Consider the following 24,159-nt stretch of genomic DNA (forward strand, 5'->3'; position numbering starts at 1 on the left):
CTCAGCTCTCCTCCCCTACCGCGACCGGTGTCACCGAGGTGAGCTTCCAGCCCTGTTCCGTGCGTTCGAGCCCCGCCCGCATGCGTTTGCGGTCCGTCGCGGGAGTGCCGGAGCGGGTGGCGGTGCGGATCCGCAGGGTCGCGATGAGCGTCGCGGTACCCGCCGTGTCGTCCAGACCGGTCAGAGCCGCGTCGGTGACCTCGGCCCGGACCGTGCCGCCGCGCTCCCGCAGGGTCTTCGCGCTCTTCTTCTCCGAGCGGCGGAGCTCGTCGCGCAGGGGGCCGGTGGCGGCCCGGCGCCACTCGCGCAGATCGGCCTCGACATGTGCGGCGTCGACGGAGTTGAGGGTGGCCAGGTGGGCGCGGCCGGCTGCCAGGGCCCGATCGCGGGCCCTGGAGTAGGCGAGGTCGTCGTCGGTGTCCGCCCGCCAGTAGATCCACCCGGAGATGGCGCAGAAGAGCAGCGCCGCGACCAGCAGCGCGGCCGGCCAGACCGGCCGCTGCCCGGCGGGACCGAGCGGCTGGGCCGCCTCCCCGGCCGCGTCCGGAGCCGCAGCCGGGGTCGCCGTCGAAGCCGCCTCCGCGCCGCGGGCAGGCTCCTCCTCGGCGCTGCGCGCCGCTTCGCCGCCGGACTCCTCCTCGGGCATGGACTGCGTCCCGGTGGCAGGCTCCTCCCGGCCGCCGGTCTCCTTCTCGGGGCCCGGCTCCGTCCGGGGGGTGGGCTCCCGTCCGCTCACCTCGGTCGTCATCGCTCCTCCTTCAGCCCGAGCAGTCCGGCCATGTCGCGGGGTCCCGGGTCGCCCTCCCCGACGGGTGCGGTGGCCGAGCCGGCGGCGTACGCGCCGGGACGGGCCGGTTCGGGCAGCGGCCCTCCGGTGGGTGCGTTGGCCGAGCCCCGGACGTTCTTGCCGCTGGAGGGCGGTGAGGCGCAGTGGGCACGGTCGTTGAGGGGCGGCGCCTTCCCCGTCTCCAGGCCGCTCCGGTAGGGGGTGTCGCCGTAGCCCGCCGTGCACGGCAGCGGGTCGAAGAAGGCGAGGGCCATGCTGAAGGACGCGCCGTCGCGGGTGACGGCCGTGGATCCCGCGGCCGCCACCCGGGGCAGCTCGACGAGGAGTTCCTCCAGGCCGCGCGCCCGGGTGACGGTCAGTTCGGCGGTGGTGGTGAGATTGGCGAGCAGCACGCTGAGGCTGGGGTCGAGGTCCCGCAGCAGGCCGGTCACCTGGGTGGCGGCACCCGGCGTGGCGGTGATGAGGCGGCGCAGGTCGGGGTCGGACTTCTTGAGCTGTCCGAGCAGTTCCTCGGCGCCGTCGGCGAACGCGCGCAGGGCGCGGCCCTCCTCGCGCTGGGTGCGCAGCACGGTCGCGGAGTCGACGATGAGTCCGGTGGTCTCGGGCGCCGCGGCGTCGGCGGCGTCCAGGAACTCGCTGCCGGTGTCGAGCAGGACCTCCAGGTCGTCGCCCCGCCCCTCGAAGGTCTCGCCCAGTTCGTCGACGACGGTGCGCAGGGAGCTGCGCGGCAGGGCGGCGACCAGGTTGTCCACGCTGGCCAGCACCTTGGTGGGAGGTGCGGGGACGGTCGTGTCGGGCTGCCCGATGACGGACCCCTCGCGCAGGAAGGGTCCCTTGTCCGTGTCGGGCCGCAGGTCGAGGTACTGCTCCCCGACCGCGGAGAGGTTGGCGACATGGGCCGTGAGTCCGGCGGGGATCCGCGGAGCCGATTTCCTGATCTTCAGTTCGGCGGAGACCCCGCTGTCGGTCAGATCGAGGTCGCCCACCCGGCCGACGGAGACCCCGCGGTAGGTGACGTCGGCGTGCTCGTAGAGGCCACCGGTGCGGGCGAGTTCGACGCGGACGGTGAAGTAGTCGCGGAGGCCCACGTACCGGCCCACGTCCGCGTAGCGCACTCCGATGACGCCGAGGACGAGCACGGCGAGCGCCAGGAAGGCGATGTTCTTCAGGACGGTGGCGCGGGTCAGCATCAGCCCTCACTCCCGGTGGCGGTGACGGCGGGGAGCGGGAGCGGCGCCGCGCCGCCGCTCCCGGGGGCGCCCGGGTCCTGCGGGATCGGCTCCTCCTCCAGTGGCGGGGTCAGCGTGGTGCCGGGCGGCGCCGTCACGTCCAGATACAGGTTGAGGTAGTCGCCCTTGACGCCGCGCAGCACCTCGTCGGTGAACGGGTAGGTGAACAGCACCTGGAGGGAGTCGGGCAGGTCCTGGCCGGATTCGGCGAGGCGGCGCAGGGTCGGCGCGAGCGCTGTGAGGTCGGCGACGATGTCGTCCTTGCTGCGGTCCACGGTGTCCACGGCGACCTCGGAGAGGGTGTCGAGGGAGCGGAGCATCGTCATGAGCTGGCCCCGCTGGTCCTCCAGGGTGGTCAGTCCCGGGCTGACGTCGGTCAGCACGGTGCTGATGCTCTTCTTCCGGGCGGCGAGGGTCGCGGAGAGCCGGTTGACGCCGTCCAGGGCCCGGGTGATGTCGCCCTTGTGCCGGTCGAGGTTCCCCACCAGCTTGTCGACGCGGCCGAGCACGGATCTGACCTCCTCCTCGTTGCCATCCAGGGCCTTGTTCAGCTCGGTGGTGATGGTCTTGAGCTGGTTGACGCCGCCACCGTTGAGCAGCATCGACAGCGCGCCGAGGACCTCTTCGACCTCGGGGTTGCGGTTGGTGCGGGAGAGCGGGATGCGGGTGTCCCGGCCGGAGCCGTGCGCGGCGGCCGGGCGGGCTGCCGAGGGGGCTGCGGTGGCCTTCTCCTTCGGCGGGGCGAGGAGCTGTACGTACTTCTCGCCGAGCAGGCTGGACTGCTCGATGCGCGCGTAGGGCGTGCGGGGGAGCTGGACGTCGCCGTCGACGCGCATGGTGACCTCGGCCGTCCAGCCCTTTCCGGAGAGGGAGATGTCGGTGACCTTCCCTACGGTGACGTCGTTGACCTTCACCGCGGACTGCGGGACCAGGCTGAGCACGTCGCCGAACTCGGCGGTCACCTCGTAGGGGTGGTCGCCCAGGTCGGCGCCGCCGGGCAGCGGCAGGTCCTCGATCCCGGTGAAGCGCGGCAGGTCGGCCCCGCCGCCCAGCAGCGTGAGGCCGAGGGCCGCGGCGACGGCGGCCGCGGTGACGCCGGTGCCGACGCGGGCGGCCCGGGAGCCGGGCCTGCCGCGGACAGGGCTCATTCGTCGGCCTCCTCTCCGGCGGTGTCCCGCCGTTCACCGTCCGGGGTGCCGTAGACGGTGCCGGTCGGTGGCAATGGCACGGCGGGCAGTGCCTTGCGCTCCTCGGGGGTGACGGGCACCAGTCCGGCGGTGCCGCCGGAGGCCGCACCGGCGGCCGGGGTGAGGGGGCCGCCGGCGCTGATCTCGTTGATGTCGGCGCGGTTGTCGAGGGTGCCCCGGCGGGGGTTGTAGGCCCGTAGGAAGTTGCCGGCGGCCAGCGGCGCGGTGTCGAGGGCCTCGGCGAGGGAGGCGCGCTGCTCGACGAGGGTGCGGGTGATCGGCGCCAGCTTCGTGACGTTCTTCTTCAGATCGCCGCGGTTGTCCTTGATGAACTTCTTCACCTTGCCCAGTGCCGTGCCGAGTTGGGACAGCGCCCGGGCGAGGTTCTCCTTGTCCTCGGCGAGGAAGGTGGTGACGTCGCCCAACTGGCGCTCCGCCTCGCGCACCCGCTTGTCGTTGCGCTTGAGCATGGAGGTGAAGGACTTCAGGTAGCCGACGGTGCTGAAGAGGTCGCCGCTGTTCCCGTCGAGCGTCTTGGCGGCCTTGCCGAACTCCTCGACGGACTTGCCGAGCGCCTTCCCGTTGCCGTCCAGGTTCTCGGCGCCCACGGTGAGGAGGTCGGAGAGCGCGCCGTCGGAGTTGGCGCCGTCGGGGCCGAGCGCGTCGCTGAGTTCGGTGATGCTCGCGTACAGCTCGTCGACCTCCAGCGGTACGGAGTTGCGGCCCGAGGGCAGGACCGCGGCGTCCGCGAGCCGGGGCCCCTTCGTGTAGGCGGGGGTGAGCTGCACGTAGCGGTCGGAGACGAGGCTGGGTGCGATGACGACGGCGCGCGCGTCGGCGGGCACCGTGACGCCCTCGTCCACCAGGAGGGTGACCTCCACTCGCTTTCCGTGCGGCTCGACCGCCTCCACCCGGCCGACGCGTACGCCCAGGATCCGCAGGTCGGACCCCTCGTAGACGCCCACGGCCCGGTCGAACCAGGCGGTGACGCGCATGCCGTGCGAACCGCCGAGCACGGTCGCTCCGCCGGCCGCGGCGCCGAGCAGCAGGGTCAGGACGGTTCCCAGTACGAGCGTGCGGGCCCGCAGCGGGCTGCGGCCGCCGGTGGTGATCGCGCGCATCAGCTCTTGCCTCCCGAGCTCTTGCCTCCCGGTTTCGGCGGCCGGCAGTCGTTCTCGGGCGGGGTGCCGGGGGGCAGGTACCGCGCGGGGACGAGACCGCACAGATAGCTGTCGAACCAGCGGCCGTTGCCGAGGGTGTTGCCGATGAGGCGGTAGTAGGGGCCGGCGACCTTGAGCGCCGCGTCCAGCCGGTTGCGGTTCTTGTGCAGGACGTCGGTGACCCGGTCCAGGGCGCGCAGGGTGGGGCCCAGTTGCTTGTTGTTGTCGTCGACGAGTCCGGTCAGTTCGGTGCCCAGGTCGCGGGTCCCGGTGAAGAGCCGGTGGAGGGCGGCGCGGCGGGCGCGGACCTCGGCCAGCAGTTGGTTGCCGTCCCGCAGCAGCGTGCTGAAGTCCGCGCGGCGCTCCTTGAGGGTGCGGGTCAGCTTCTTGCTGCCGCGCAGCAGTTGGGCCAGTTCCGTGTCCCGCGACGAGAGGGTGCGGGAGAGCGCGGAGAGTCCCTCGGCGGCTCCGTGTACGTCCTCGGGGGTGTTCTCGAAGGTGTCGGAGACGGCCTGGAAGCTCTTGGCCAGCTTCTCGGAGTCGATCTCCTCGAAGGTGCGGCCGAGCCCGGTGAACGCCTGGGTGACGTCGTAGGGAGAGGTGGTGCGGCTGGTGGGGATGCGCCGGCCGGGGTCCTGGCGGCCGGTGCCGAGCGGGTCGAGGGCCAGGAACTTCTCCCCGAGCAGGGTGCGGATGCTGATGGCGGCGCGGCTGGCGTTGCCCACCCAGGTGTCCTCGACCTCGAAGTCGACGGCGACCTTGGCACCGTCGAGCGCGACGGCGGAGACCTCGCCGACCTTCACGCCCGCGACCCGTACCTCGTTCCCGGCCCGCAGCCCGGCCGCCTCGGTGAACTCGGCGGTGTAGGTGGTGCCGCCGCCGATGAGCGGCAGGTCGTCGGCGCGGTAGACGGCGGTGCCCAGCAGGGCGAGGACGAGGAACCCGACCAGGCAGACGGCGATCGGGTTGCGCTGCGCCATCGGCTTGAGGCGGGGCGTCCTGCGTCCCGTGCGGCCGCTCATGACCGGCACCTCGACTGGGTGACGGCGATGCCGGTGGGTGGTTCGCTGCCGTCGGCCATGGTCAGTCCGCTCGTCCTCGCTTCGCACAGGTAGGTGTTGAACCAGGAGCCGTAGGACGCGAGCCGGGCGAGCGTCCTCATCTTCTCCGGCGAGGTGCGCAGGAACGTCTCGAACTGGGGTGTGCCCTTGTCGAGTTGTCGGGAGAGCCGGCCCAACTGGCGGATGTCCTTCTTCAGCGGCGCCCGGCCCTCCTCCAGCAGTCCCGCCGTGGTGGTGGCCAGTCCGCCCATGGCGGTGACCGCGTCGCCCAGCGGCTCGCGGTCCCCGGCGAAGCCGGAGACCAGGTCGCGCAGGCTGGTGATGAGCTCGTTGAAGCCCTTCTCCCTGGTGTTGACCGTCTTGAGCACCGAGTTCAGGTTCTTGATCAGTGAGCCGATGACCTTGTCGCGCCGGGCGAGGGTGGTGGTCAGCGAGCTGATGTGGCCGACCAGCGAGGTGACGGTGCCGCCCTCGCCCTGGAGGACGCTGACGATCTCTCCGGCGAGCTGGTTGGTGTCCTCGGGCGAGAGCCCCTGGAAGAGCGGCTTGAACCCGTTGAAGAGCTGGGTGAGGTCGAGCGCCGGTGTGGTGCGGCTGAGCGGAATGGTGCCGCCCGCGGCCAGGGTGCGCCCGACGGGTCCGCTGCCGCGCTTCAGATCCACGTACCGCTGCCCGACCATGTTGAGGTACTTCACGGAGGCGTGTGCCGAGGCGGGCACGGCGCGGCCCTTCTCCACGGAGAACCGCACCTCGGCGATCCGGTGGTCGACGACGCCGATCTCCTCGACCTTGCCGACCCGCACCCCGGCGATCCGTACGCTGTCGCCCTCCACCAGACCGGTCACATCGGTGAACCGGGCACGGTAGGAGTCGGTCTCGCCCACCCCTGTGTCGGAGATGCTGAGTGCGAGCACGGCGGTGGCGAGGGAGGTCACCAGGATGAAGACGAGCGATTTGACGAGCGGCCCGGCGAGGGAGGCGCGTTTCACTTGAGTCTCACCTCCGTACCGCGCAGGGTGGGCCCGACCAGGACGCTGCTCCAGTCCGGCAGCTCCTCCGACGGTGCCAGCACCTCGTTGATGAGCTGGTTCTCCTGTGGCGAATTGGGCATCCCGGCACCGCCCCGTGCATCGGCGACGGTGGCGCCCGCACCGGCCGGTCCGGTGCGCTTCTCCCCGGCGGCGGTGCCGTCCGCCGGACCGAGGTAGGGGGCCGAGTAGCAGCGGGGGCCCTGGCCGGCCTCCCCGCCGTAGGCGGGGGCGTCCTCGCCGGGCCGGTAGGCGCCGCGGGAGCGGGTGACCTCCAGGTCGACGTGCAGCCCCGGACGGTCGCTGCCCTTGCCCAGCGCCTGGTCCATCACCGGTACGAAGTTGGCGAGGGTGCGCAGCGTGCAGGGGAAGGACGGGGACCGGGCGGCCAGGATCCGCAGCGTGGGGCGGCTCGCTCCGGCCAGCCGGATGATGTTCTCCCGGTTCGCCCGCAGGAACCCGGTCAGTTCGCGCGCGGTGCCGGTGGTGGTGCCGTAGGCGGTGGCCAGGTCCTCTGCCTTCTCCGCGAGGGTGCTGCTGGTGGTGGCGAAGTCGGAGAGCGCGTCGAGCACCCCGGGCGCGGTGTCGGCGTACAAGTTGCTGACCTTCACCAGCTCCTTGATGTCCTGGTTGAGGGCCGGGAGGTGGGGGTTGAGCTTCTTCAGATAGCGGTCCAGCGCGACGAGGTTGTCCCCGAGCCTGCTGCCGCGGCCCTCCAGCGCCTGGGAGACGGCGGTCAGGGTGGCCGCGAGCTTCTGCGGCTGCACCGCGGTGAGGGTGGGCAGCAGGTGGTCCAGGACCTGCTCCAGTTCGATGGCGTTGCGGCTGCGGTCCGGCGGGACGGTGGCCCCGGCCTCGATCGGCCGGGGCGCCGGGTTCCGGGGCGGGACGAGCGCGACGTAGCGCTGGCCGAAGACGGTGGTGGGCAGCATCTGGGCGCGTACGTCGGCGGGGATGTGCGCGAGCTTGTCGGGCTGCAGCGCGACCCGCAGCCGGGCGCCCTTGCCGTCCGAGGTGATCTCCCGCACCTGTCCGACCACCACGCCGCGCAGCTTCACATCGGTGTTGACGTGCATCTCGTGCCCCGCGTGCGAGGTCTCCACGGTGATCTCGGCCGCGTCGGTGAACTGCTTGTCGTAGACGGCCACCGAGAGCCAGATCAGCAGCGCGGGGACGAGCAGCAGGGCCACCCCTGCCAGTCTGCGGCGCGGTGCGGCGGCGCTCATCCGGCCACCTTCACGGTGGTGGTGGCGCCCCACAGGGCGAGGCTGAGGAAGAAGTCGGTGACGCTGATCAGCACGATCGCGTTGCGCACCGAGCGGCCCACCGCGATGCCGACACCCGCGGGACCGCCGGTGGCGCGGTAGCCGTAGTAGCAGTGGGTGAGGATCACCATGACGCTGAAGACGAAGACCTTCAGGAACGAGAGCAGCACGTCGGTCGGGGAGAGGAACAGCCCGAAGTAGTGGTCGTAGGTGCCCGCCGACTGGCCGTTGTGGAAGACGGTGATGAACCTGGAGGAGAGGTAGGAGCTGAGCAGGCCGATGCCGTAGAGCGGGATGATGCCGACGACTCCGGCGATGATGCGGGTGGTGACGAGGTAGGGCATGGAGCGGATGCCCATGCTGTCGAGTGCGTCGATCTCCTCGTTGATCCGCATGGCGCCCAGTTGCGCGGTGAACCCGGCTCCCAGGGTGGCCGACAGCGCCAGGCCCGCGACCAGGGGCGCGATCTCCCGGGTGTTGAAGTAGGCGGAGATGAAGCCGGTGAAGGCTTCGGTGCCGATCTGGTCGAGTGCCGCGTAGCCCTGCAGGCCGACCACGGTGCCGGTGAAGAGGGTCATCGCGATCATCACGCCGACGGTGCCGCCGATCACGCCCAGTCCCCCGCTGCCGAACGCCACCTGGGCGAGCAGGCGCTGGACCTCGCGCGAGTAGCGCAGGAGGGTCTTGGGGACCCACAGCAGCGCGCGGAGGTAGAAGAGCAGTTGGTCGCCGGGTTCGTCGAGCCAGCCGAAGAGGCGTCCGGTGGCGGGGCGGGCCATGGCTCACACCCCCTTCGGCGGGACGAGCTGGAGGTAGATGCCGGTGAGGACCATGTTGACGAAGAAGAGGAGGAGGAAGGTGATGACGACGGACTGGTTGACGGCGTCCCCGACACCCTTGGGGCCGCCGCGCGGGTTGAGCCCCCGGTAGGAGGCGACGATCCCGGCGATGAACCCGAAGATCAGGGCCTTGGTCTCGCTGATGTAGAGGTCCGGAAGCTGCGCGAGCGCCGAGAAGCCGGCGAGGTAGGCACCCGGGGTGCCGTCCTGGAGGACGACGTTGAAGAAGTAGCCGCCGAGGGTGCCGACCACCGAGACCATGCCGTTGAGCAGCACCGCCACGCAGACGGTCGCCAGCACGCGGGGCACCACCAGCCGCTGGATGGGCGAGACGCCCATCACCTCCATCGCGTCCAGCTCCTCGCGGATGGTGCGGGAGCCGAGGTCGGCGCAGATCGCCGAGCCGGCCGCCCCGGAGATCAGCAGGGCGACGATCAGCGGGCTGGCCTGCTGGATGTTGACCAGCACACTGGCCGCGCCGGTGAAGGACTGGGCGCTGATCTGGCTGGTCAGCGAGCCGACCTGGAGGGCGATGACGGCGCCGAACGGGATCGAGACCAGTGCGGCGGGCAGGATGGTGACGCTCGCGATGAACCAGAACTGCTCGACGAACTCCCGGAACTGGAAGGGCCGCCGGAAGACCGCGCGGAGCACGGTGAGCGACAGCGCGAACAGTCTGCCGGGCTCCCGCAGGAAGCCGAGGCCCGGTACGGGTGTCCTGGCGGCGGGCGGGGCCGCGGGCGACGGCTCCCCGGGTCTCTCGCCGGCGGGCTGCGGAGTGTGCTCGGTCGCCGTCATGACCGCTCCTTCGGCTCCGCCTCGGCCCCCACCGGGTGCGCGCGGCCGGCGGCGAGGGTCGGCGCCTGCGGATCGGCGGCGTCCCGGCGTGCGGTGCTGGTGCGCCGCGGCAGCGGCGCCCGGTCCTGCGCCAGGTCGGCCTCGACCGCGTGGCGCGCGGCCGGCGGCAGGTCGTCGAGCAGGCCCCGCACCCGCTCCCGGCGGCGCCGCACGGCCTGCCGCTCGGGCAGCCCGGGGGTGGGTTCGAGCTGCGGGACGAGCTTCCGCGGCACGGCGTTCAGCGGTCCGGGGGCCGGCGCCTCGGCCTCCCGCGCGAGGGCGGCCGCGTCCTTCTCCTCGGACATCCCGATGGGCCCGCTCCGGCTGCCGCTGAGGAACTGCGCGACGACCGGTTCCTCGCTGGTCAGCAACACCTCCCGGGGCCCGAAGGTGACCAGGCGGCGGCGGAAGAGCATCCCCATGTTGTCGGGGACCGTCGCCGCGATGTCGAGGTTGTGGGTGACGATCAGCATCGTCGCGTCGATCTGCGCGTTGAGGTCGATCAGGAGCTGGGAGGTGAAGGCGGTGCGGACGGGGTCGAGCCCGGAGTCGGGCTCGTCGCAGAGGATGATCTGCGGATCGAGCACCAGGGCCCGGGCGAGGCCGGCGCGTTTGCGCATCCCGCCGGATATCTCGCCCGGCAGCTTGCCCTCGTCGCCGATCAGCCCCACCATCTCCAGCCGCTCCATGACGACGCGGCGAATCTCGGACTCCTTCTTCCGGGTGTGCTCGCGCAGCGGGAAGGCGATGTTGTCGAACAGGTTCATCGAGCCGAACAGCGCCCCGTCCTGGAACATCAGCCCGAATGTCTTGCGCGCCTCGTACACGTCGCGCTCCCGGCTGCGCACCATGTCGACGCCGTCGACCAGCACGCTGCCCTGCTCGGGTTCCACCAGTCCGATCAGCGACTTGAGGAAGACGGTCTTGCCCGTGCCGGAGGGCCCCAGCATGACGCTGACCTCCCCGGCGGGCAGGGTCAGCGTGATGTCCTGCCAGATGTTCCTGGTGCCGTAGGACTTGGTCAGCCCCCGGACGGCTACTTCGATGCCCATCCCCGTGCCCCCTCCCGGTGCGGTGTTCTGCGCGGCGTCACTTCGGCAGCTCCGGGACCTTGGGCGGGGCGACACAGCCCAGGCCGCCGGGCCGCATCAGGCAGGGGGGTCCCTGGACCAGCTTGAGATAGTTGCCGCCGCCGGAGAGGGAGGCGGTGAAGAGCGGATCGAGGTCCTCGCCGCCGGTTCCGCAGCCGGTGAAGGGCGGGATCTCGAACTTCGCCCGCAGGATGCCGCCCTTGAGCACCTCGTACTCGGGCTGCTTGCCCTGGAGCTCCAGCTCGACGGGCCGGGCGGTGCGGCAGCGCGGCCCCACGTCCAGCGGCACCCCGTTGACCTTCACGTCGTGCATCCGCAGGGTCTGGCTCAGGTAGATGGTGGCGTAGTTCGGCGCGGAGGAGCCGCGCTGCACCGTGACGATGGTCATCGGCGAGCTGGTGAACTCGATCCCGGCGGAGACCGGCATGAAGTCGAAGTCCAGGAAGGTCGCCCTGGCGTCCGGCAGGTCGAGCTCGCCCAGGTGGCGGAGCTGGTTGTAGCCCGGACCGACCGCCCACTCCTTCTGGATGAGCAGGTTCGCCGTGGTCGCACCGTCCCGCGGGTCGTTGATCACCATGGCGCCCCGCAGTTTGTACACGTTGGACACGGCCACCGGGACGGCACACCAATGGATTCCTCCGATCGGACTCTCCCGTACGGGGATGCCGGGGGGAGGCTCCGGCAGTTTGGAGCGGTCCAGCTCGCCGGTGGGCCGCTCCTGTTCGCAGGGTCTGGCGGGCGGGAGCTGCGCCGTGCCGACATCGAGGCCGCTGCTGCGGCGCGCGGCGTCCTGCTCTTCCTCGGGCCGCTCGTGCGAGGCCGACGGGTCGGGCGCCCCGGACCCAGTGGGCGACGCCGAGCTTCCGGCGCCGTCGGCCGGACCGCCGATCCGCACCGTGGCCAGCAGCAGATCCTGCCTCTCCGCGGGGCGGCAGCCGATCCGCACCGGAGCGGTGGCCGGCGGCGTGGCGGGCTTCTCGCCGGTGGGCTGCTCGGTGGCGGGCTGCTCGGTGGCAGGCGCGGCGGGCGTGATGTCGAGCGCGAGCGCTCCGGCGGTGAAGCCGAGTTCTCCCCCGCGGGCCGCCGTCACCGGCGGCACGGTGCCGCGGTGGGCGAGGGAGAGATCCTGCTCGGCGGGGACGGGGGTGGCGCCGGCCCGCAGCCCGTCCCACCGCGCGTCGGCCGAGCTGCCGCCCTGCGCCACCCCTACGGTCAGCTCGGCCTCCGAGGTCACCGACTCGGTCCCGGCCGGCAGCAGCTTCTCCAACGCCTGCTGCGGAAGGGCGACATCGGCGTGGAACGCACCGATCCGGACGGGCTGCCCGGCGGTGGCCACCTCGGGGAACCGCCCGGAGAACTCGACCTCGATCTGCCGGGTACCGGAGGGGAACGCGCACTCGTAGTCGGCCGTGAGCCGTGTCCGTTGCTCCTGCGCCTGCGACCCGGCACCGGGCAGTACCCCGGCGACCAGCGCGAGGGCCCCCACGGCTGAGGCCCGCACGGTACGGCGGCGGGATGTCGCGCTGGGCTTCACGGGACTCCTCGGAGAGGGCCGCACCCGCCCCTGCCGGGGCGGGTGCGGCGGACGGCGGCGGTCAGTCGGCGGTGATCGTCTGCGCCGGGTCGGTGTCGTAGGCGGCGTTGAAGGTGGCGGAGTCGCCGGTGTTGATCAGCCCGAGGCAGTTGGCACTCGTGGCCTCCAGGTTGCCGCCGTTGATCACGAGCTGGTGGGTGGAGTTGTCGAAGTAGCCGGTCACGGTGGCGTCGGCGCCGCCCGGGCCCGCGAAGGAGGCGGTGCACAGCCCGTCCGGGTCCGAGATGGAGGCGGTGACGCCCGAGATCGAGCCGACCACCCGGTCCGGGTCGGCGGAGTCGACCGACTCGGCGTTGATGCTCAGCGGGCTGGAGACGGTGACGTCGAAGCTGATCCCGGCCAGGGAGCAGCCGGAGAAGGTCAGCGAGTCGATGCTGCCGATGCCGGCACCCGCGTTGCCGGATCCGGTCTTCAGGCTGCCCGACGCGTCGGACGCGTCGCAGAAGAGGTCGGCGTTGGGTACGGACAGGGTGGGGTTGGCGGCGTTCGCCGAGAACGACCCGCCCGGGGTCACCGTCCAGGTCGCCGCGGACGTGGCGGCGGCGGAGGCGGCGGAGAATCCGAGGGCGGCGGTGGCGGCGACGGCCGCGACCGCTACTCGTCTGGTGAATTTGCGCACGTGACATTCCCTCCGTTGGATGTGGGATCCTGAAGAGCTGTACTCCGCACCGGGGCGACATTCTCAGCACAGCAATTACTCATCGCACGTAGCGCTGCGCCCGCCATTTCCGTATGCCCTGCTGGGCGGCGACAGAACAGGACGTTACGCACTGGTAACGCGGCCGTGCAATAGTTCGGACCAAGATGCGGCAGGGCGATTTCCGGCCGCTGGTTTTCTTGTCAACAACAGAGCATCCGGGGCGTTCCGGCCACCCGCGGCTCATCAACAGGTGCGCATTCTCGACCCCGCCCGGTGACGCGCGCCGCGCCAGGGTGGCAGCGTGGTGACTCCCGCGTGCATCCCGCGATCTTCCGCGTTCCGAGGGGGCTGCGCCCACGCGTCGGCTGGTCTATGGTCTGCGGTGCGCGAGCGCCGATGCCGTAGCCCCACCGGCTCGGGGTCACGGCCCGCGCGGCTCCGGAAGGCGGTACGCATCCCGTCGGAGCGCCCGCCGGCCGCACCGGCCGTGTGCACACCGGACTCGTCCCCCACCTTGGCCGGTTGGCTTTCGTCCCGCTCCGAGGCCGACAGTGGAAGGTACGTCCATGGTGCAGTCAGCAGCGTCCCGGGCGCGCACGCAGGCGCCGGGAGCGCTCCCCCAGGAACTGGCCTCCGTGATGTGGCCCGAACTCCCCGTCGTGGCCGAGGAGATGCTGCAGGAGATCGGCCGCGCCGTGCCCGAGTACCGGCCCCTGCTGGAGGGGGCGTACCGGACGGTGCTGCTGCACTGCGTGCGCCAGAACCTCTCCAGCTTCGTCGAACTGGTCGCCGACCCCTCGGCCTCCACCGTCGAGCGAGATCAACTCTGCCGCAGATTGGGCCAGTTCGAGGCCCATGAGGGGCGCGGACTGCACTGCCTCCAGTCGGCGCTGCGGATCGGGGCCCGGGTGGGGCTGCGCCGCGCGACGACGGTGGGCACCCGGTACGACCTGCCCGCCTCCCTGATCGTCGCCTTCGCCGACGCGGTGTTCGCCTACACGGACGTGATCGAGTCGCTGTGCCGCGAGGGCTACGTGGCCGCGAAGGGCGGCGGGGAGGACGCGTGGGAGTCGCAGCGGGGGCGGCTGCTGCGGCTGATCCTGGCCGGGGTGGCCGATGCCGGGGGCACGCGGCGCGGTTCCGGCGCGGCCGACGGGCAGCGTGCTGCGGCCGATCCGGGCCCCGCGCCGCCCTCTCCGCTGGCCGAACTGGCCCGCCGGGTCGGCTGGCGCATCCCGGAGCGGGTGACCCTGGTGGCGCTCAGCCCGGACGCCGGGCGGAACGGGTTACGGCTGCCGGGTCGGCTGGACGATGACGTGCTGGCCGAACTCGGCGACCAACGGCCGCATCTGCTGGTGCCCGGCGAGATCGACGAGCCGCGCACGGCCATGCTGGAGGCCGCGCTGGCGGGCCGCCGCGCGGTGCTCGGGGTGACGGTGGAACTGGGCGGCGCGGCCGACTCGCTGCGCTGGGCGCGGCAGGCGCTCTCCCTCGTGGAGTCGGGCACCCTTCCGCAGACGGGGCTCACCCGCTGCGAGGACCATCTGGTGACGCTGTGGCTGATGGGCGACCCGGCGCTGGCCGAGCGGCTGGCCGTACGGCAGTTGGCTCCGCTCTCCGGGCTGACCCCGGGGCAGCAGCAGCGGCTGGTCGACACGCTGCACACCTGGCTGACGACACGGGGGACGGCGGCCCAGATGGCGGAGATCCTGCATCTGCACCCGCAGACGGTGCGCTACCGGATGCGGGCGCTCAAGCGCGTGCTCGGCGCCCAGCTCGGCGACCCCGACCAGCGGTTCGCGACCGAACTGGCGCTGCGCGCGCAGCATCTGCGGCGCCGGGCGGGCACCCGGCACCCGGGGGTCGCCCACGCGCAGGGCCGGGAGCCGGAACTGCCCCGGGGGCACGAGGGCGGCTGAGGCCCCGGGGCAGCGGCGGAGCCGGGTCCTGCGCGATGCGGAGGTCAGGAGGCGGCGGGGGTGGGCGCGGACGCCTGGTCCAGGACGAGCGTGAGGGTGTTGCCGTCGCCCGGCACCATGCTGTTGATGACGGGGGTGGCCAGCAGGCAGTGCTCGAACTCGGGGACGGTGTAGGTCCCGCTCAGCTTGCCGCCCTTGAAGACGTTGAACCCGGGCTCGGAGTCCAGGTCGATGACCGCCGGGGTCTTCGTCTTGCAGTACGGCCCGACCGGGGTGGGGATGCCGCCGATCTTGAGGTGCTTCAGCCGCAGGGTCAGGTGCGAGGTGGTGCTGACCTCGCCGGTCCGCACGTCCAGTGTTCCGGTGGTGGGCTCTTCCTCGTTGAACTCCGTGGTGACGGTGACCGGGATGCCCAGCGCCCGGAAGGAGCCCGGCGCGTCCGGGAGCTGGGTCTGCGCGGTGAGCGCGCCGGTGGTCATGTCCGTCGAGGTCTTCAGGGTGCCGGGCCCCAGGGCCAGGTCGCTGCCGGTGCCGGCGAGATGGGTGGTGCCGGTGATCGGGTAGTCGAGGCGGACGGGTGCTGCGGCGGCTCCGGAGTCCGCGTGCGCGGCACCCGCGGCCAGGGCCGGAGCGATGCAGCCGAGGACGGCCGCGACGGCCACGGTCGCGCGGCGCGCGGCGGAGCGGCGGGGGGATGCGGACAGCGTGCGTCTCATATCAGCTCCTGAAGGTCGAGGAACGCACTTACGCGCATGGGTGGACCCCGTGGCCGACTCGGGACGGACCACGGGGTCCGGGCCGCGGAATGCGGCCGAATATGACTCGCGAGCCATGGCGCCGACGGAATGGCGGCGCCCCGGTGGAATTGAACGTTACGAGCGGGTAACTGAGCATGCAACAGCCATTCCTTGATTTCTTTCGAAGCCTGGCGGCAAGGGATGTTTCTTGTCTGTGCCGACGCAATGCCACGGCGGACTTCATCGAGGACTGAGCAGCAGGGGCTCGACCACCCCGCCTCGGCACCCCGGCCGCCGGACACCGCGGGCCGGGAGGGGGCGCGTTGTGTCCGGGGCATTGCATTCTCCTTACGCATCAGTAAGTTGACAGTCCTGTCACCAAGCGCGCACCGGCCCAGGCACCACCCCCGCACCCGCGAACAGGAGCCGAACAGATGGGCGTCCGGAAGAACCTCAGGACCGCGAAACGCCGCAGCGACCTGGCAGCCCGCGGCCCGGTGGAGGTGATCGAGGAGAACGGCCGGATCCGGGCGGCGCGGGCCGCGGCACTGGCTCCGCCGCCGACCACCGGGAGCCTCGCCGACCTGCCCTTCAGCAACGCAGCCGAGGCGCCCGAAGCGACCGTCGTGCGTCGCAGGACCGCGGACGGGTGGCTGCCCGTCTCCGCGGCCGCCTTCGCCCGCGAGGTCACCGACACGGCCAAGGGGCTGGTCGCGGCGGGGCTGGAGCCCGGGGCCCGGGTGGGCGTGATGTGCCGCACCCGCTACGAGTGGTGCGTCCTGGACTTCGCCGTCTGGGCCGCCGGAGGCCAGACCGTCCCCGTCTACGCCACCTCCTCCGCCGAGCAGGTCGAATGGATCCTGCGCGACTCCGGCGCGGCCCACCTGTTCGTGGAGACGGCCGAGCACGCCGCCACGGTCGAACCCGCGCTCGCGGCGCAGGAGCCCCGGCCCCGGCTGTGGCGGATCGACCCCGCGGCGGACGACCGCCCGGCACTGGAGCAGCTCGCCGGACTGGGCCGGGAGATCCCCGACGAGGAACTCACCCGCCGCCGTGCCGCACTCGGCCCCGGCACCGTCGCCACCCTCTGCTACACCTCGGGCACCACCGGCAGGCCCAAGGGCTGCGTCCTCAGCCACGGCAACCTGCACGCCGAGGCGGCCAACACCGTCGAACTGCTGCACCCGATCTTCAAGGAGGTCACGGGGCAGACCGCGGCCACGCTGCTCTTCCTGCCCCTCGCCCACATCCTCGGCCGGACCCTGCAGATCGCGTGCCTGACCGCGCGGATCGAGTTCGGACACTGCCCCAGCATCAAACCCGCCGAGCTGCGCCCCGAGATGCGCTCCTTCCGCCCGACGTTCCTCGTCGGCGTGCCCTACCTCTTCGAGAAGATCCACGACACCGGGCGGGAGACGGCCGAGCGGCTGGGCCGCGGCTCCTCCTTCGACCGCGCGGACCGGATCGCGGTGCGCTGCGGCGAGGCGGATCTGGCCCGCTTCCTGGGCACCGGCAAGGGCCCGGGGCCGGGCCTGCGGCTGGCCCGGGGCGTGTACGACCTGCTGGTCTACCGGCGGATCCGCCAGGAACTGGGCGGCAGGCTCCGCTACGCCATCAGCGGAGGTTCGCCCCTGGACCGCCGGCTGAACCTCTTCTTCCAGGGGGCCGGTATCGCCGTCTACGAGGGCTACGGCCTCACCGAGACCTCGGCGGCCGCCACCATCACCCCGCCGCTCGCCCCGCGTCCCGGTACCGTCGGCCGCCCGGTCCCCGGCACCACCGTGCGCATCGCCGACGACGGCGAGATCCTCGTCAAGGGCGGCATCGTCTTCGGCGGGTACCGCAACCGCCCCCGGGAGACCGCCGAGGTGCTGAACGACGGCTGGTTCGCCACCGGCGACCTGGGGACCCTGGACGAGGACGGCTATCTGACCGTCGTCGGCCGCAAGAAGGACATCCTCATCACCAGCGGAGGCAAGAACGTCTCCCCCGCACCGCTGGAGGACCGGCTGCGCAGCCGGCCGCCGGTCGCGCAGTGCATGGTCGTCGGCGACGGCCGCCGCTACGTGGCGGCACTGGTCACCCTCGACCCGGAGGCGGTCGCCCACTGGCTCCGGGTGCGCAAGCGGCCGTCCGGCACTCCGCTCGCCGCACTGTGCGAGGACCCCGGACTGGTCGCCGCCGTGCAGCGCGCCGTCGACCACGCGAACGAAGCCGTCTCGACGGCCGAGTCCATCCGCCGGTTCCGGATCGTCGAGGGCGAGTTCACCGAGGAGAACGGTCTGCTGACACCGTCGCTGAAGGTCAGACGCGCGGCGGTGGCCGCGGCCTACGCCGCCGACATCGACGCCCTCTACGCCCAGGACGGTCCGGGCCGCTGACCTCCGGCCGCCGACATCCCCCGCGCCGGGCGAGCGGACCGGCCGCGGCGAGCGGACCGGCCGCCGGGGCGCCGGAGCCCCTGCGGGCCCCGGACCGCCCCGGACCGCCCGGGGCCCGCAGGCCCCCGGAGCCGGTCACGCCATGGCGTCGATCCCGGTCAGCGCGCGGCCGATGAGCAGTTTCTGCACCTGGCTGGTGCCCTCGTACAGGGTGAGCACCCGGGCGTCCCGCAGGTACCTGCCCGCCGGGTACTCGTCGATGAAGCCGTAACCGCCGAAGGTCTGCAGGCAGTTGCCGCTGACCTGCACCGCCGTCTCGGAGGCGTGGTATTTGGCCACTGCCGCCTCGGTCGCGTACTGCTTGGGCGTGGCCCCCGCGTCCGCCAACTGCGCCACCTGCCGAGTGAGCAACCGGGCGGCTCGGATCGCCACCTCCGACTCGGCCAGCAGCTCCTGCACCAGTTGGAAGGCGGCGATCGGCCTGCCGAACTGCTCCCGCTCGGTGGCGTAGCCCACGGCCGCGTCCAGCGCGCCCTGGGCCAGGCCGACCGCGCCGGCCGCCACCGAGATCCGCCCCCGGGAGAGCGCGCCGAGCGCGATACCGAATCCCCTGCCGACCCCGCCCAGGCGCGCGGAGTCCGGCACCCGCACCCCCTCGTAGGAGAGTTCGGCCGTGGCCTGGCCCCGCAGACCGAGCTTGCCGTGGATCGCGGTCGCGGTGAAGCCCGGCGCGTCGGTGGGGACGAGGAACGCGGTGATGCCGTCCTCGGCGGTCCGCGCGAAGGTGAGGGCCACATCGGCGACGGTGCCGTTGGTGATGAACATCTTGGCGCCGTCGATGATCCAGTCGCCGCCCGGCCCGGTCCCGTCCGGGCCGCCGGGGGCGCGCCGGGCGCGGGTGCGCAGCGACCCGGCGTCCGAGCCGGTCTCCGGCTCGGTGAGTCCGAAGCAGCCCAGCGCCGTCCCGGCGGCCAGCCGCGGCAGCCACTCCTGCTTCTGCTCCTCGCTGCCGTGGGCGGCGATCGTCTTGGCGACGAGGCCGAGCGAGACGGAGACGATGCCGCGGACCGAGGAGTCACCGCGGCCCAGTTCCTCGGTCACCGCCGTGTAGGACAGCATGTCGGCCGGCACGCCGCCGTACGCCTCGGGCAGGGTGAGGCCGAGGAACCCGAGTTCGCCCAGCCGCCGCGGCATGCCGGGGTCCACCGCCTCCGCCCGGTCCCACTCCCGTGCGTGCGGTACGACCTCCCGGTCGACGAAGTCCCGTGCCAGCGCACGGAAGTCCCGCTGCTCCTCGTGCAGCCCGAAGTCCCGCTGGTCCATGCTCTCCCTCTCTGCTGCGCACTCTCCTGCGAACCGTTTCCGCGAAGCGCCCGGCCCGCCCGGCCCGCCCACGTCCGCACCTGCCGGGTGCCGGTCATTCCGGCAGCCCCGGCATCGGGGTGCGCAGCGGCAGTCCCAGGTTCGCCCGGTGGGTGAGCCAAGGGGTGGGGCGGTAGCGGGGGTCGCCCGTCTCCTGCGCGAGCGCTCGGAGCAGGGACAGGATCCGCGCCGAGCCCACGGTGTCGGCCCAGGCCAACGGCCCGTGCGGATAGCCGAGTCCGAGAGTGACGGCCGTGTCGATGTCGTCCGGGGCGGCGATGCCGCGCTCGGCGATCCCGGTGGCGACGTTCACGATCGAGGCGAGCAGCCGCTGCGCGACCGAACCCGCGGTGTCCCGTACGACACTCACCGCGTGCCCGTCCCGGGCCAGTACGGCCACCGCGTCCCGTACCGCCTCGCCGTCGGTCGCGGGCGTCACGGCCAGCACCCGGCGCGGGGTGCCCAGCGAGAGCGGGTCCACGCCCAGGGTGCGCTCGGCGGGCAGCCCGTCGGCGGCGACCGCGGCCGACACCGAGGTTCCCCAGGTAGGCACCAGTACCAGGGCGTCGGCGGCGGGTTCCCGCGGCGTGCCCAGCCCGGCGAGTCCGTCCCCGACCAGCCGTACGGCCCGCGCGGGGTCGCCGCCCTCGATCCGGGGCTCCGGCAGTCCGGGCCCCGGCTCGCCCTCGCCGTAGGAGTAGAAGCCGCGCGCGGACTTGCGCCCGTGGAGCCCGGCCGCGACCCGGTTGGCCGGGAGGTAGGAGGGCCGCAGCCGGTCGGCGTGCCGGAAGCCGTCCCAGACGGTGTCCATCACCGAGGCCGTGACGTCCAGGCCCGTCAGGTCCATGAGTTCGAACGGACCCATCCGCAGCCCGAGCACGTCGCGGGCGATGCGGTCGATCGCCGGGTGACCCGCGACGGACTCCTCCAGCAGCGCGAACGCCTCGGTCACCAGCCCGCGCCCGGCGTGGTTGACCAGGAAGCCCGGGGTGTCGGCCACGGTCACCGGGTGGTGCCCGGACTCGGCGACCAGCGCCGCGAGGAGCTCCGGCACGCCCTCGCGGGTGGCGGCGCCGGGCACCACCTCGACGAGCCGCATCAGCGGGACCGGGTTGAAGAAGTGCAGCCCGGCGAGCCGGCCCGGATCGCCGAGCCGCGCACCGATCCGGGTGACGGAGAGCGAGGAGGTGTTGGTCGCGAAGACCGTCGAGGCGGGCAGCGCCCGCTCCAGGCCGGTGAACAGTTCGGCCTTGGTGCCGAGGTCCTCCAGCACCGCCTCGATCACCAGCCCCGGAGCCTCGGCGCCGCCCGCGGCGTACGGCGACTCCAGTGCGACCAGGGCGGCCCCGGCGCGGTCGGCGTCCGCGCGGCCCATCCGCCCCTTCGCGGCGGCGCGCTCCAGCATGGCGCGGACGAAGGACACCGCCTCCGGCACCGCCTCGGGCCGCGCGTCGGCCAGTTCGACCGTGTGGCCGGCCGTCACGGCCCACTGGGCGATGCCGCGCCCCATGGTGCCGGCTCCCACAATCCTGATCCGCATGAACGCTCCCTCTGCGCACTCCGCGGCGCCTACGCTGTCAGCGACCATTGATCTGAGTCCACTGCCAAATTAGAGTCTTTTTAAGACGAGCAACAGATCAGTGGCCCCTTCGCGGGGCCGATCCGCCCCCGCCCGGAGGGCTCTGCGACGCCCCGTCCCGGAACTCCCGCGGGCCCTCCCGGAAGTGAGCCCGCCGTGGAACTGCGGTACCTCGCCGCGTTCGTGGCCGTGGCCGAGGAACTGCACTTCGGCCGGGCCGCCAAGCGGCTGCACATGGCCCAGCCGCCGCTGAGCCAGCAGATCCGCCAGTTGGAGCGGGAACTCGGAGTGCGGCTGTTCGAGCGCAGCACCCGGTCGGTGCGGCTGACCGGCGCGGGCGAGTCCTTTCTGGAGCCGGTGCGCGGGGTGCTGGCCGATCTGGAGGCCGCCACCCGGGTCGCCCGGGCCGCCGGGCGCGGTGAATACGGCCGGGTGAGCGTGGGGTTCGCGGGCGCGTCCAGCCACACGGCGCTGCCCCTGCTCACTCGCGGGGTCCGCACCGCGCACCCCGGTATCGAGCTGGTGATGCAGGGGCAGAACTACGCGCACCACGCCCTCGCCCGGGTCGCCGAGGGCTCCCTCGACCTCGGCTTCGTACGGCTGCCCGTGGACCGGCCCGGCGTGGAGACCCGGGTGATCGCCGAGGAGGAGCTGGTGTGTGCCCTCGCCTCGGACCACCCGCTGGCCCGCCGGGAGCGGGTCGACGTCGCGGAGCTGGCCGGGGAACCGTTCGTCAGCTTCCCCGCCGGCACCGGCTCCAGCCTCCGCGACGCGACCTTCCGGACCTGCGAGCGGGCCGGCCACATCCCCCGCGTCGTCCAGGAGGCCCCGGACTCGTACACGATCCTCGCGCTGGTGGCGATGGGTGTCGGGGTCACCCTCACGCTCACCTCCTGCACCCACATCCAGCAGACGGGACTGGTCTACCGCCCGCTCGACGGGCCGCCGGTGGTGCTCCGCTCGGCGCTGGCCTGGCGTGCGGACAACCCCTCCCCGGCCCTGCGCAGCGTGCTGGAGGTGGCCCGCGAGGTGCTGCCCGCCCCGCCGGACCCCGCACCGGGGACTGTGTGACCGACGTGACCGACGCCGACGACCGGGCCGACGCCCGGACCGCTGTTCACCGGACCGCTCTTCACCGGACCGCTCCTGGAAAGGCCACCGCATGTCCGAGCGCACCGACATCGTCATCTGCGAACCCCTGCGCACCCCGATCGGCCGGTTCGGCGGGGCACTGGCGGGGCAGCGGCCCCAGTCGCTGGCGGCGCTGCTGATCTCGGAGATCGTCTCCCGTACCGGCATCGCCCCGGAGCGGGTCGACGAGGTGATCCTCGGGCACGCCTACCCCAGTTCGGAGGCGCCGGCGCTGGGGCGGGTCGCCGCGCTCGACGCGGGGCTGCCCGCCTCGGTGACCGGCACCCAGATCGACCGGCGCTGCGGCTCGGGCCTGCAGGCGGTGCTGGACGCCGCGATGCAGGTCCGGGCCGAGTTCAGCCAGGTCGTGATCGCGGGCGGAGCCGAGGTGATGAGCGCCGCGCCGCACTACACCCACGAGGGCCGCTGGGGCATCAAGGGGCCGGGCCTGACCCTGCACGACTCCCTGGCCCGCGGCCGGATCACGGCGGGCGGCGTGCACCACCCGGTGCCGGGCGGCATGATCGAGACGGCCGAGAACCTGCGCCGCGAGTTCGCCGTCAGCCGGGCGGACCAGGACGCGCTGGCCCTGCGCTCCCAGCAGCGCGCCGGAGCGGCCCTGGCCCAGGGCCGGTTCGCGGCGGAGACGGTGCCGGTGCCCGTGCGCGCCCGCAAGGGCGAGACGGTGGTCGGCACCGACGAGCACCCCCGTCCCGAGACCACCGCCGACCAGCTCGCCGCACTGCGGCCGGTGCGGCTCGCGGAGGATCCGGCGGCGACCGTGACGGCGGGCAACGCCAGCGGGCAGAACGACGCGGCGGCGGCCTGTCTGGTGACCGCCGCGGAGACCGCCGAACGGCTGGGGCTGCGGCCCCTGGTCCGGCTGGTCTCCTTCGCCCGCGCCGGGGTGCCGGCCGCGACGATGGGCCTGGGGCCGGTCGCTGCCACCCGGGACGCGCTCGCCAAGGCCCGGCTGGACCTGGCCGACATCGATCTGATCGAGCTGAACGAGGCGTTCGCGGCGCAGGTCCTGGCCTGCACCCGCGCGCTCGGCCTGACAGAGCGCGACCACGAACAGCGGATCAACGTGAACGGCTCGGGCATCTCACTGGGCCACCCGGTGGGGGCGACGGGCGCACGCGTCCTGGCGACCCTGGCGCACGAGATGCGGCGCGGCGGCGCCCGCTACGGCCTGGAGACGATGTGCATCGGCGGCGGCCAAGGACTGGCCGCGGTCTTCGAACACGTACCGGACGCGGGCTGAGCGGCCTCGCGGGGGCGGCCCGCTCCCGGACGGCGTCGCCACGAGAGTGCGGGCCCGGCCTCGGGCGGACGGGACCGTGAAGGGACGGCCTAGCCGCGGGAGAAGGGCCCTGTGAGCGGCTCGGCAGGCTCCTCGTCGGGCAGTTCGCCGGCGATCCGCCGGAGCATGTCACGGGTCTCGGACGGCGGCATCGAGCAGGTCACCAGGCGGTCGGTGACACGGCGGTACGCCTCGATGTCGACATCGTCCTCGAGATAGCGGGCGCTGTGCAGCTGCTCCAGGTACACGATGTCGGGCAGCTCGCTCTCGGGCAGCCGCAGCAGAGTGACCGGGCCGCCGGCCGCAGCGTGCCCGCCCGCGCTGAAGGGCATGATCTGCACCGTGACGTGCGGCAGTTCGCTCATCGCGCACAGGTGCCGCAGTTGGGCGCGCATCGTGGCCGCGCCACCGACCGGGCGGCGCAGCGCGGCCTCGTCGATGACAGCCCATACGTGCGGGGCCCGCGGGCCGTAGAGGATCTGCTGGCGGCGCATCCGCAGGTCCACCCGCCGCTGGATGCCCGCCTCGGGCTCCTCGTCGTGGACCAGTTCGACGACGGCGCGTGCGTATCGGCTGGTCTGGAGGAGACCGGGCACGAACTGCACCTCGTAGGTGCGGATCACGCTGGCCGCCTGCTCCAGCCCCAGGTAGGTGTGCAGCCAGTGCGGGACGACGCCCTGGAAGGACTGCCACCAGCCGGGGGTGTTGGCCTGTTCGGCGAGCGCGGTCAGCACCGCGCGCTCGCTCTCGTCGGAGACGCCGTAGATCGTCAGCAGGTCCGCGACGTCGCGCAGCGCGCAGCCGGTGCGGCCCTGCTCCAGGTCGCGGATCCGCTGATGGGTGACCCGGATCGCCTCCGCGGCCTCCCGCCGGGATATGTACTGCGCCTCCCGCAGCCTCCGCAGCCTGATGCCCAGCACCATCCGGGGCACTGCCGGGGACGCTCCGCCTCCTTCCGTCGCACTGTCCGACACGGCGTCTCTGGCGGCCGCTTCACCGCCAGTGACGTCAGTGATGCGCATACCGCTG

20 protein-coding genes are annotated in these 24,159 nt (G+C 72.9%); 4 read left to right on the forward strand and 16 right to left on the reverse strand.

The window, feature by feature from the left end; all coding sequences use genetic code 11:
• Position 1: 1 nt before the first annotated feature.
• From BMX65_RS15060 to BMX65_RS15115, 12 genes are all read right to left on the reverse strand, one after another.
• Positions 2–748 (reverse strand): hypothetical protein, encoded by a 747-nt coding sequence (locus BMX65_RS15060; RefSeq protein WP_338068937.1) that lies wholly within the window; start codon positions 746–748, stop codon positions 2–4.
• Positions 745–1,977: an MlaD family protein gene (locus BMX65_RS15065; protein ID WP_075000783.1), complete on the reverse strand. Its 1,233-nt coding sequence runs from the start codon at positions 1,975–1,977 to the stop codon at positions 745–747. The genes BMX65_RS15060 and BMX65_RS15065 overlap by 4 nt, the downstream gene beginning before the upstream one ends.
• A complete protein-coding gene (locus tag BMX65_RS15070; protein WP_075000784.1) occupies positions 1,977–3,164 on the reverse strand; it encodes an MCE family protein in 1,188 nt (395 codons plus the stop codon). Before BMX65_RS15070 ends, BMX65_RS15065 begins: the two co-directional genes overlap by 1 nt.
• On the reverse strand, positions 3,161–4,324 hold the full coding sequence (locus BMX65_RS15075) for an MCE family protein (RefSeq protein ID WP_075000785.1): 1,164 nt from the start codon (positions 4,322–4,324) through the stop codon (positions 3,161–3,163). Before BMX65_RS15075 ends, BMX65_RS15070 begins: the two co-directional genes overlap by 4 nt.
• Positions 4,324–5,385, reverse strand: coding sequence for an MCE family protein (locus tag BMX65_RS15080; RefSeq protein ID WP_075000786.1), 1,062 nt, complete (start codon positions 5,383–5,385; stop codon positions 4,324–4,326). Before BMX65_RS15080 ends, BMX65_RS15075 begins: the two co-directional genes overlap by 1 nt.
• Positions 5,382–6,413: an MCE family protein gene (locus BMX65_RS15085; RefSeq protein WP_075000787.1), complete on the reverse strand. Its 1,032-nt coding sequence runs from the start codon at positions 6,411–6,413 to the stop codon at positions 5,382–5,384. Before BMX65_RS15085 ends, BMX65_RS15080 begins: the two co-directional genes overlap by 4 nt.
• Positions 6,410–7,678 (reverse strand): MCE family protein, encoded by a 1,269-nt coding sequence (locus BMX65_RS15090; protein WP_075000788.1) that lies wholly within the window; start codon positions 7,676–7,678, stop codon positions 6,410–6,412. The genes BMX65_RS15085 and BMX65_RS15090 overlap by 4 nt, the downstream gene beginning before the upstream one ends.
• Entirely contained in the window at positions 7,675–8,496 is an 822-nt protein-coding gene (locus BMX65_RS15095) for an MlaE family ABC transporter permease (RefSeq protein ID WP_075000789.1), read from the reverse strand. Before BMX65_RS15095 ends, BMX65_RS15090 begins: the two co-directional genes overlap by 4 nt.
• Before the next feature lie 3 nt (positions 8,497–8,499).
• Complete coding sequence (locus tag BMX65_RS15100) at positions 8,500–9,354, reverse strand: MlaE family ABC transporter permease (protein ID WP_075000790.1); 855 nt, start codon at positions 9,352–9,354, stop codon at positions 8,500–8,502.
• Positions 9,351–10,445, reverse strand: coding sequence for an ABC transporter ATP-binding protein (locus tag BMX65_RS15105; RefSeq protein WP_075000791.1), 1,095 nt, complete (start codon positions 10,443–10,445; stop codon positions 9,351–9,353). Before BMX65_RS15105 ends, BMX65_RS15100 begins: the two co-directional genes overlap by 4 nt.
• 37 nt (positions 10,446–10,482) lie before the next feature.
• Positions 10,483–12,018: a DUF6801 domain-containing protein gene (locus BMX65_RS15110; protein ID WP_075000792.1), complete on the reverse strand. Its 1,536-nt coding sequence runs from the start codon at positions 12,016–12,018 to the stop codon at positions 10,483–10,485.
• A gap of 61 nt (positions 12,019–12,079) precedes the next feature.
• Entirely contained in the window at positions 12,080–12,697 is a 618-nt protein-coding gene (locus tag BMX65_RS15115; protein WP_075000793.1) for a hypothetical protein, read from the reverse strand.
• Between the two features lie 587 nt (positions 12,698–13,284).
• Here BMX65_RS15115 and BMX65_RS15120 point away from each other — a divergent pair.
• The gene (locus BMX65_RS15120; RefSeq protein WP_079171900.1) at positions 13,285–14,637 is read left to right on the forward strand and encodes a PucR family transcriptional regulator; all 1,353 of its coding nucleotides are present in this window, start codon (positions 13,285–13,287) and stop codon (positions 14,635–14,637) included.
• A 44-nt stretch (positions 14,638–14,681) separates the two neighbouring features.
• Here BMX65_RS15120 and BMX65_RS15125 read toward each other — a convergent pair whose 3' ends face one another.
• Complete coding sequence (locus BMX65_RS15125) at positions 14,682–15,353, reverse strand: hypothetical protein (protein WP_177214274.1); 672 nt, start codon at positions 15,351–15,353, stop codon at positions 14,682–14,684.
• Between the two features lie 455 nt (positions 15,354–15,808).
• On the opposite strand from BMX65_RS15125, the gene BMX65_RS15130 reads away from it, so the two are divergent.
• Positions 15,809–17,755 (forward strand): AMP-dependent synthetase/ligase, encoded by a 1,947-nt coding sequence (locus tag BMX65_RS15130; protein ID WP_075000794.1) that lies wholly within the window; start codon positions 15,809–15,811, stop codon positions 17,753–17,755.
• Between the two features lie 135 nt (positions 17,756–17,890).
• On the opposite strand, the gene BMX65_RS15135 is transcribed toward BMX65_RS15130, so the two are convergent.
• Positions 17,891–19,078: an acyl-CoA dehydrogenase family protein gene (locus BMX65_RS15135; RefSeq protein ID WP_075000795.1), complete on the reverse strand. Its 1,188-nt coding sequence runs from the start codon at positions 19,076–19,078 to the stop codon at positions 17,891–17,893.
• Positions 19,079–19,172: 94 nt separating this feature from the next.
• Positions 19,173–20,657 (reverse strand): 3-hydroxyacyl-CoA dehydrogenase, encoded by a 1,485-nt coding sequence (locus BMX65_RS15140; protein WP_075000796.1) that lies wholly within the window; start codon positions 20,655–20,657, stop codon positions 19,173–19,175.
• Positions 20,658–20,852: 195 nt separating this feature from the next.
• Between BMX65_RS15140 and BMX65_RS15145 the strand changes: the two genes are divergently transcribed.
• Complete coding sequence (locus tag BMX65_RS15145; protein ID WP_075000797.1) at positions 20,853–21,767, forward strand: LysR family transcriptional regulator; 915 nt, start codon at positions 20,853–20,855, stop codon at positions 21,765–21,767.
• 91 nt (positions 21,768–21,858) lie between these two features.
• The gene (locus BMX65_RS15150; protein ID WP_075000798.1) at positions 21,859–23,091 is read left to right on the forward strand and encodes an acetyl-CoA C-acetyltransferase; all 1,233 of its coding nucleotides are present in this window, start codon (positions 21,859–21,861) and stop codon (positions 23,089–23,091) included.
• 89 nt (positions 23,092–23,180) lie between these two features.
• On the opposite strand, the gene BMX65_RS15155 is transcribed toward BMX65_RS15150, so the two are convergent.
• Entirely contained in the window at positions 23,181–24,152 is a 972-nt protein-coding gene (locus BMX65_RS15155) for a helix-turn-helix domain-containing protein (protein ID WP_239501985.1), read from the reverse strand.
• Positions 24,153–24,159: the final 7 nt, after the last annotated feature.

The organism is Streptomyces qinglanensis (genome assembly GCF_900111245.1).
Taxonomy (GTDB): Bacteria; Actinomycetota; Actinomycetes; order Streptomycetales; family Streptomycetaceae; genus Streptomyces; species Streptomyces qinglanensis.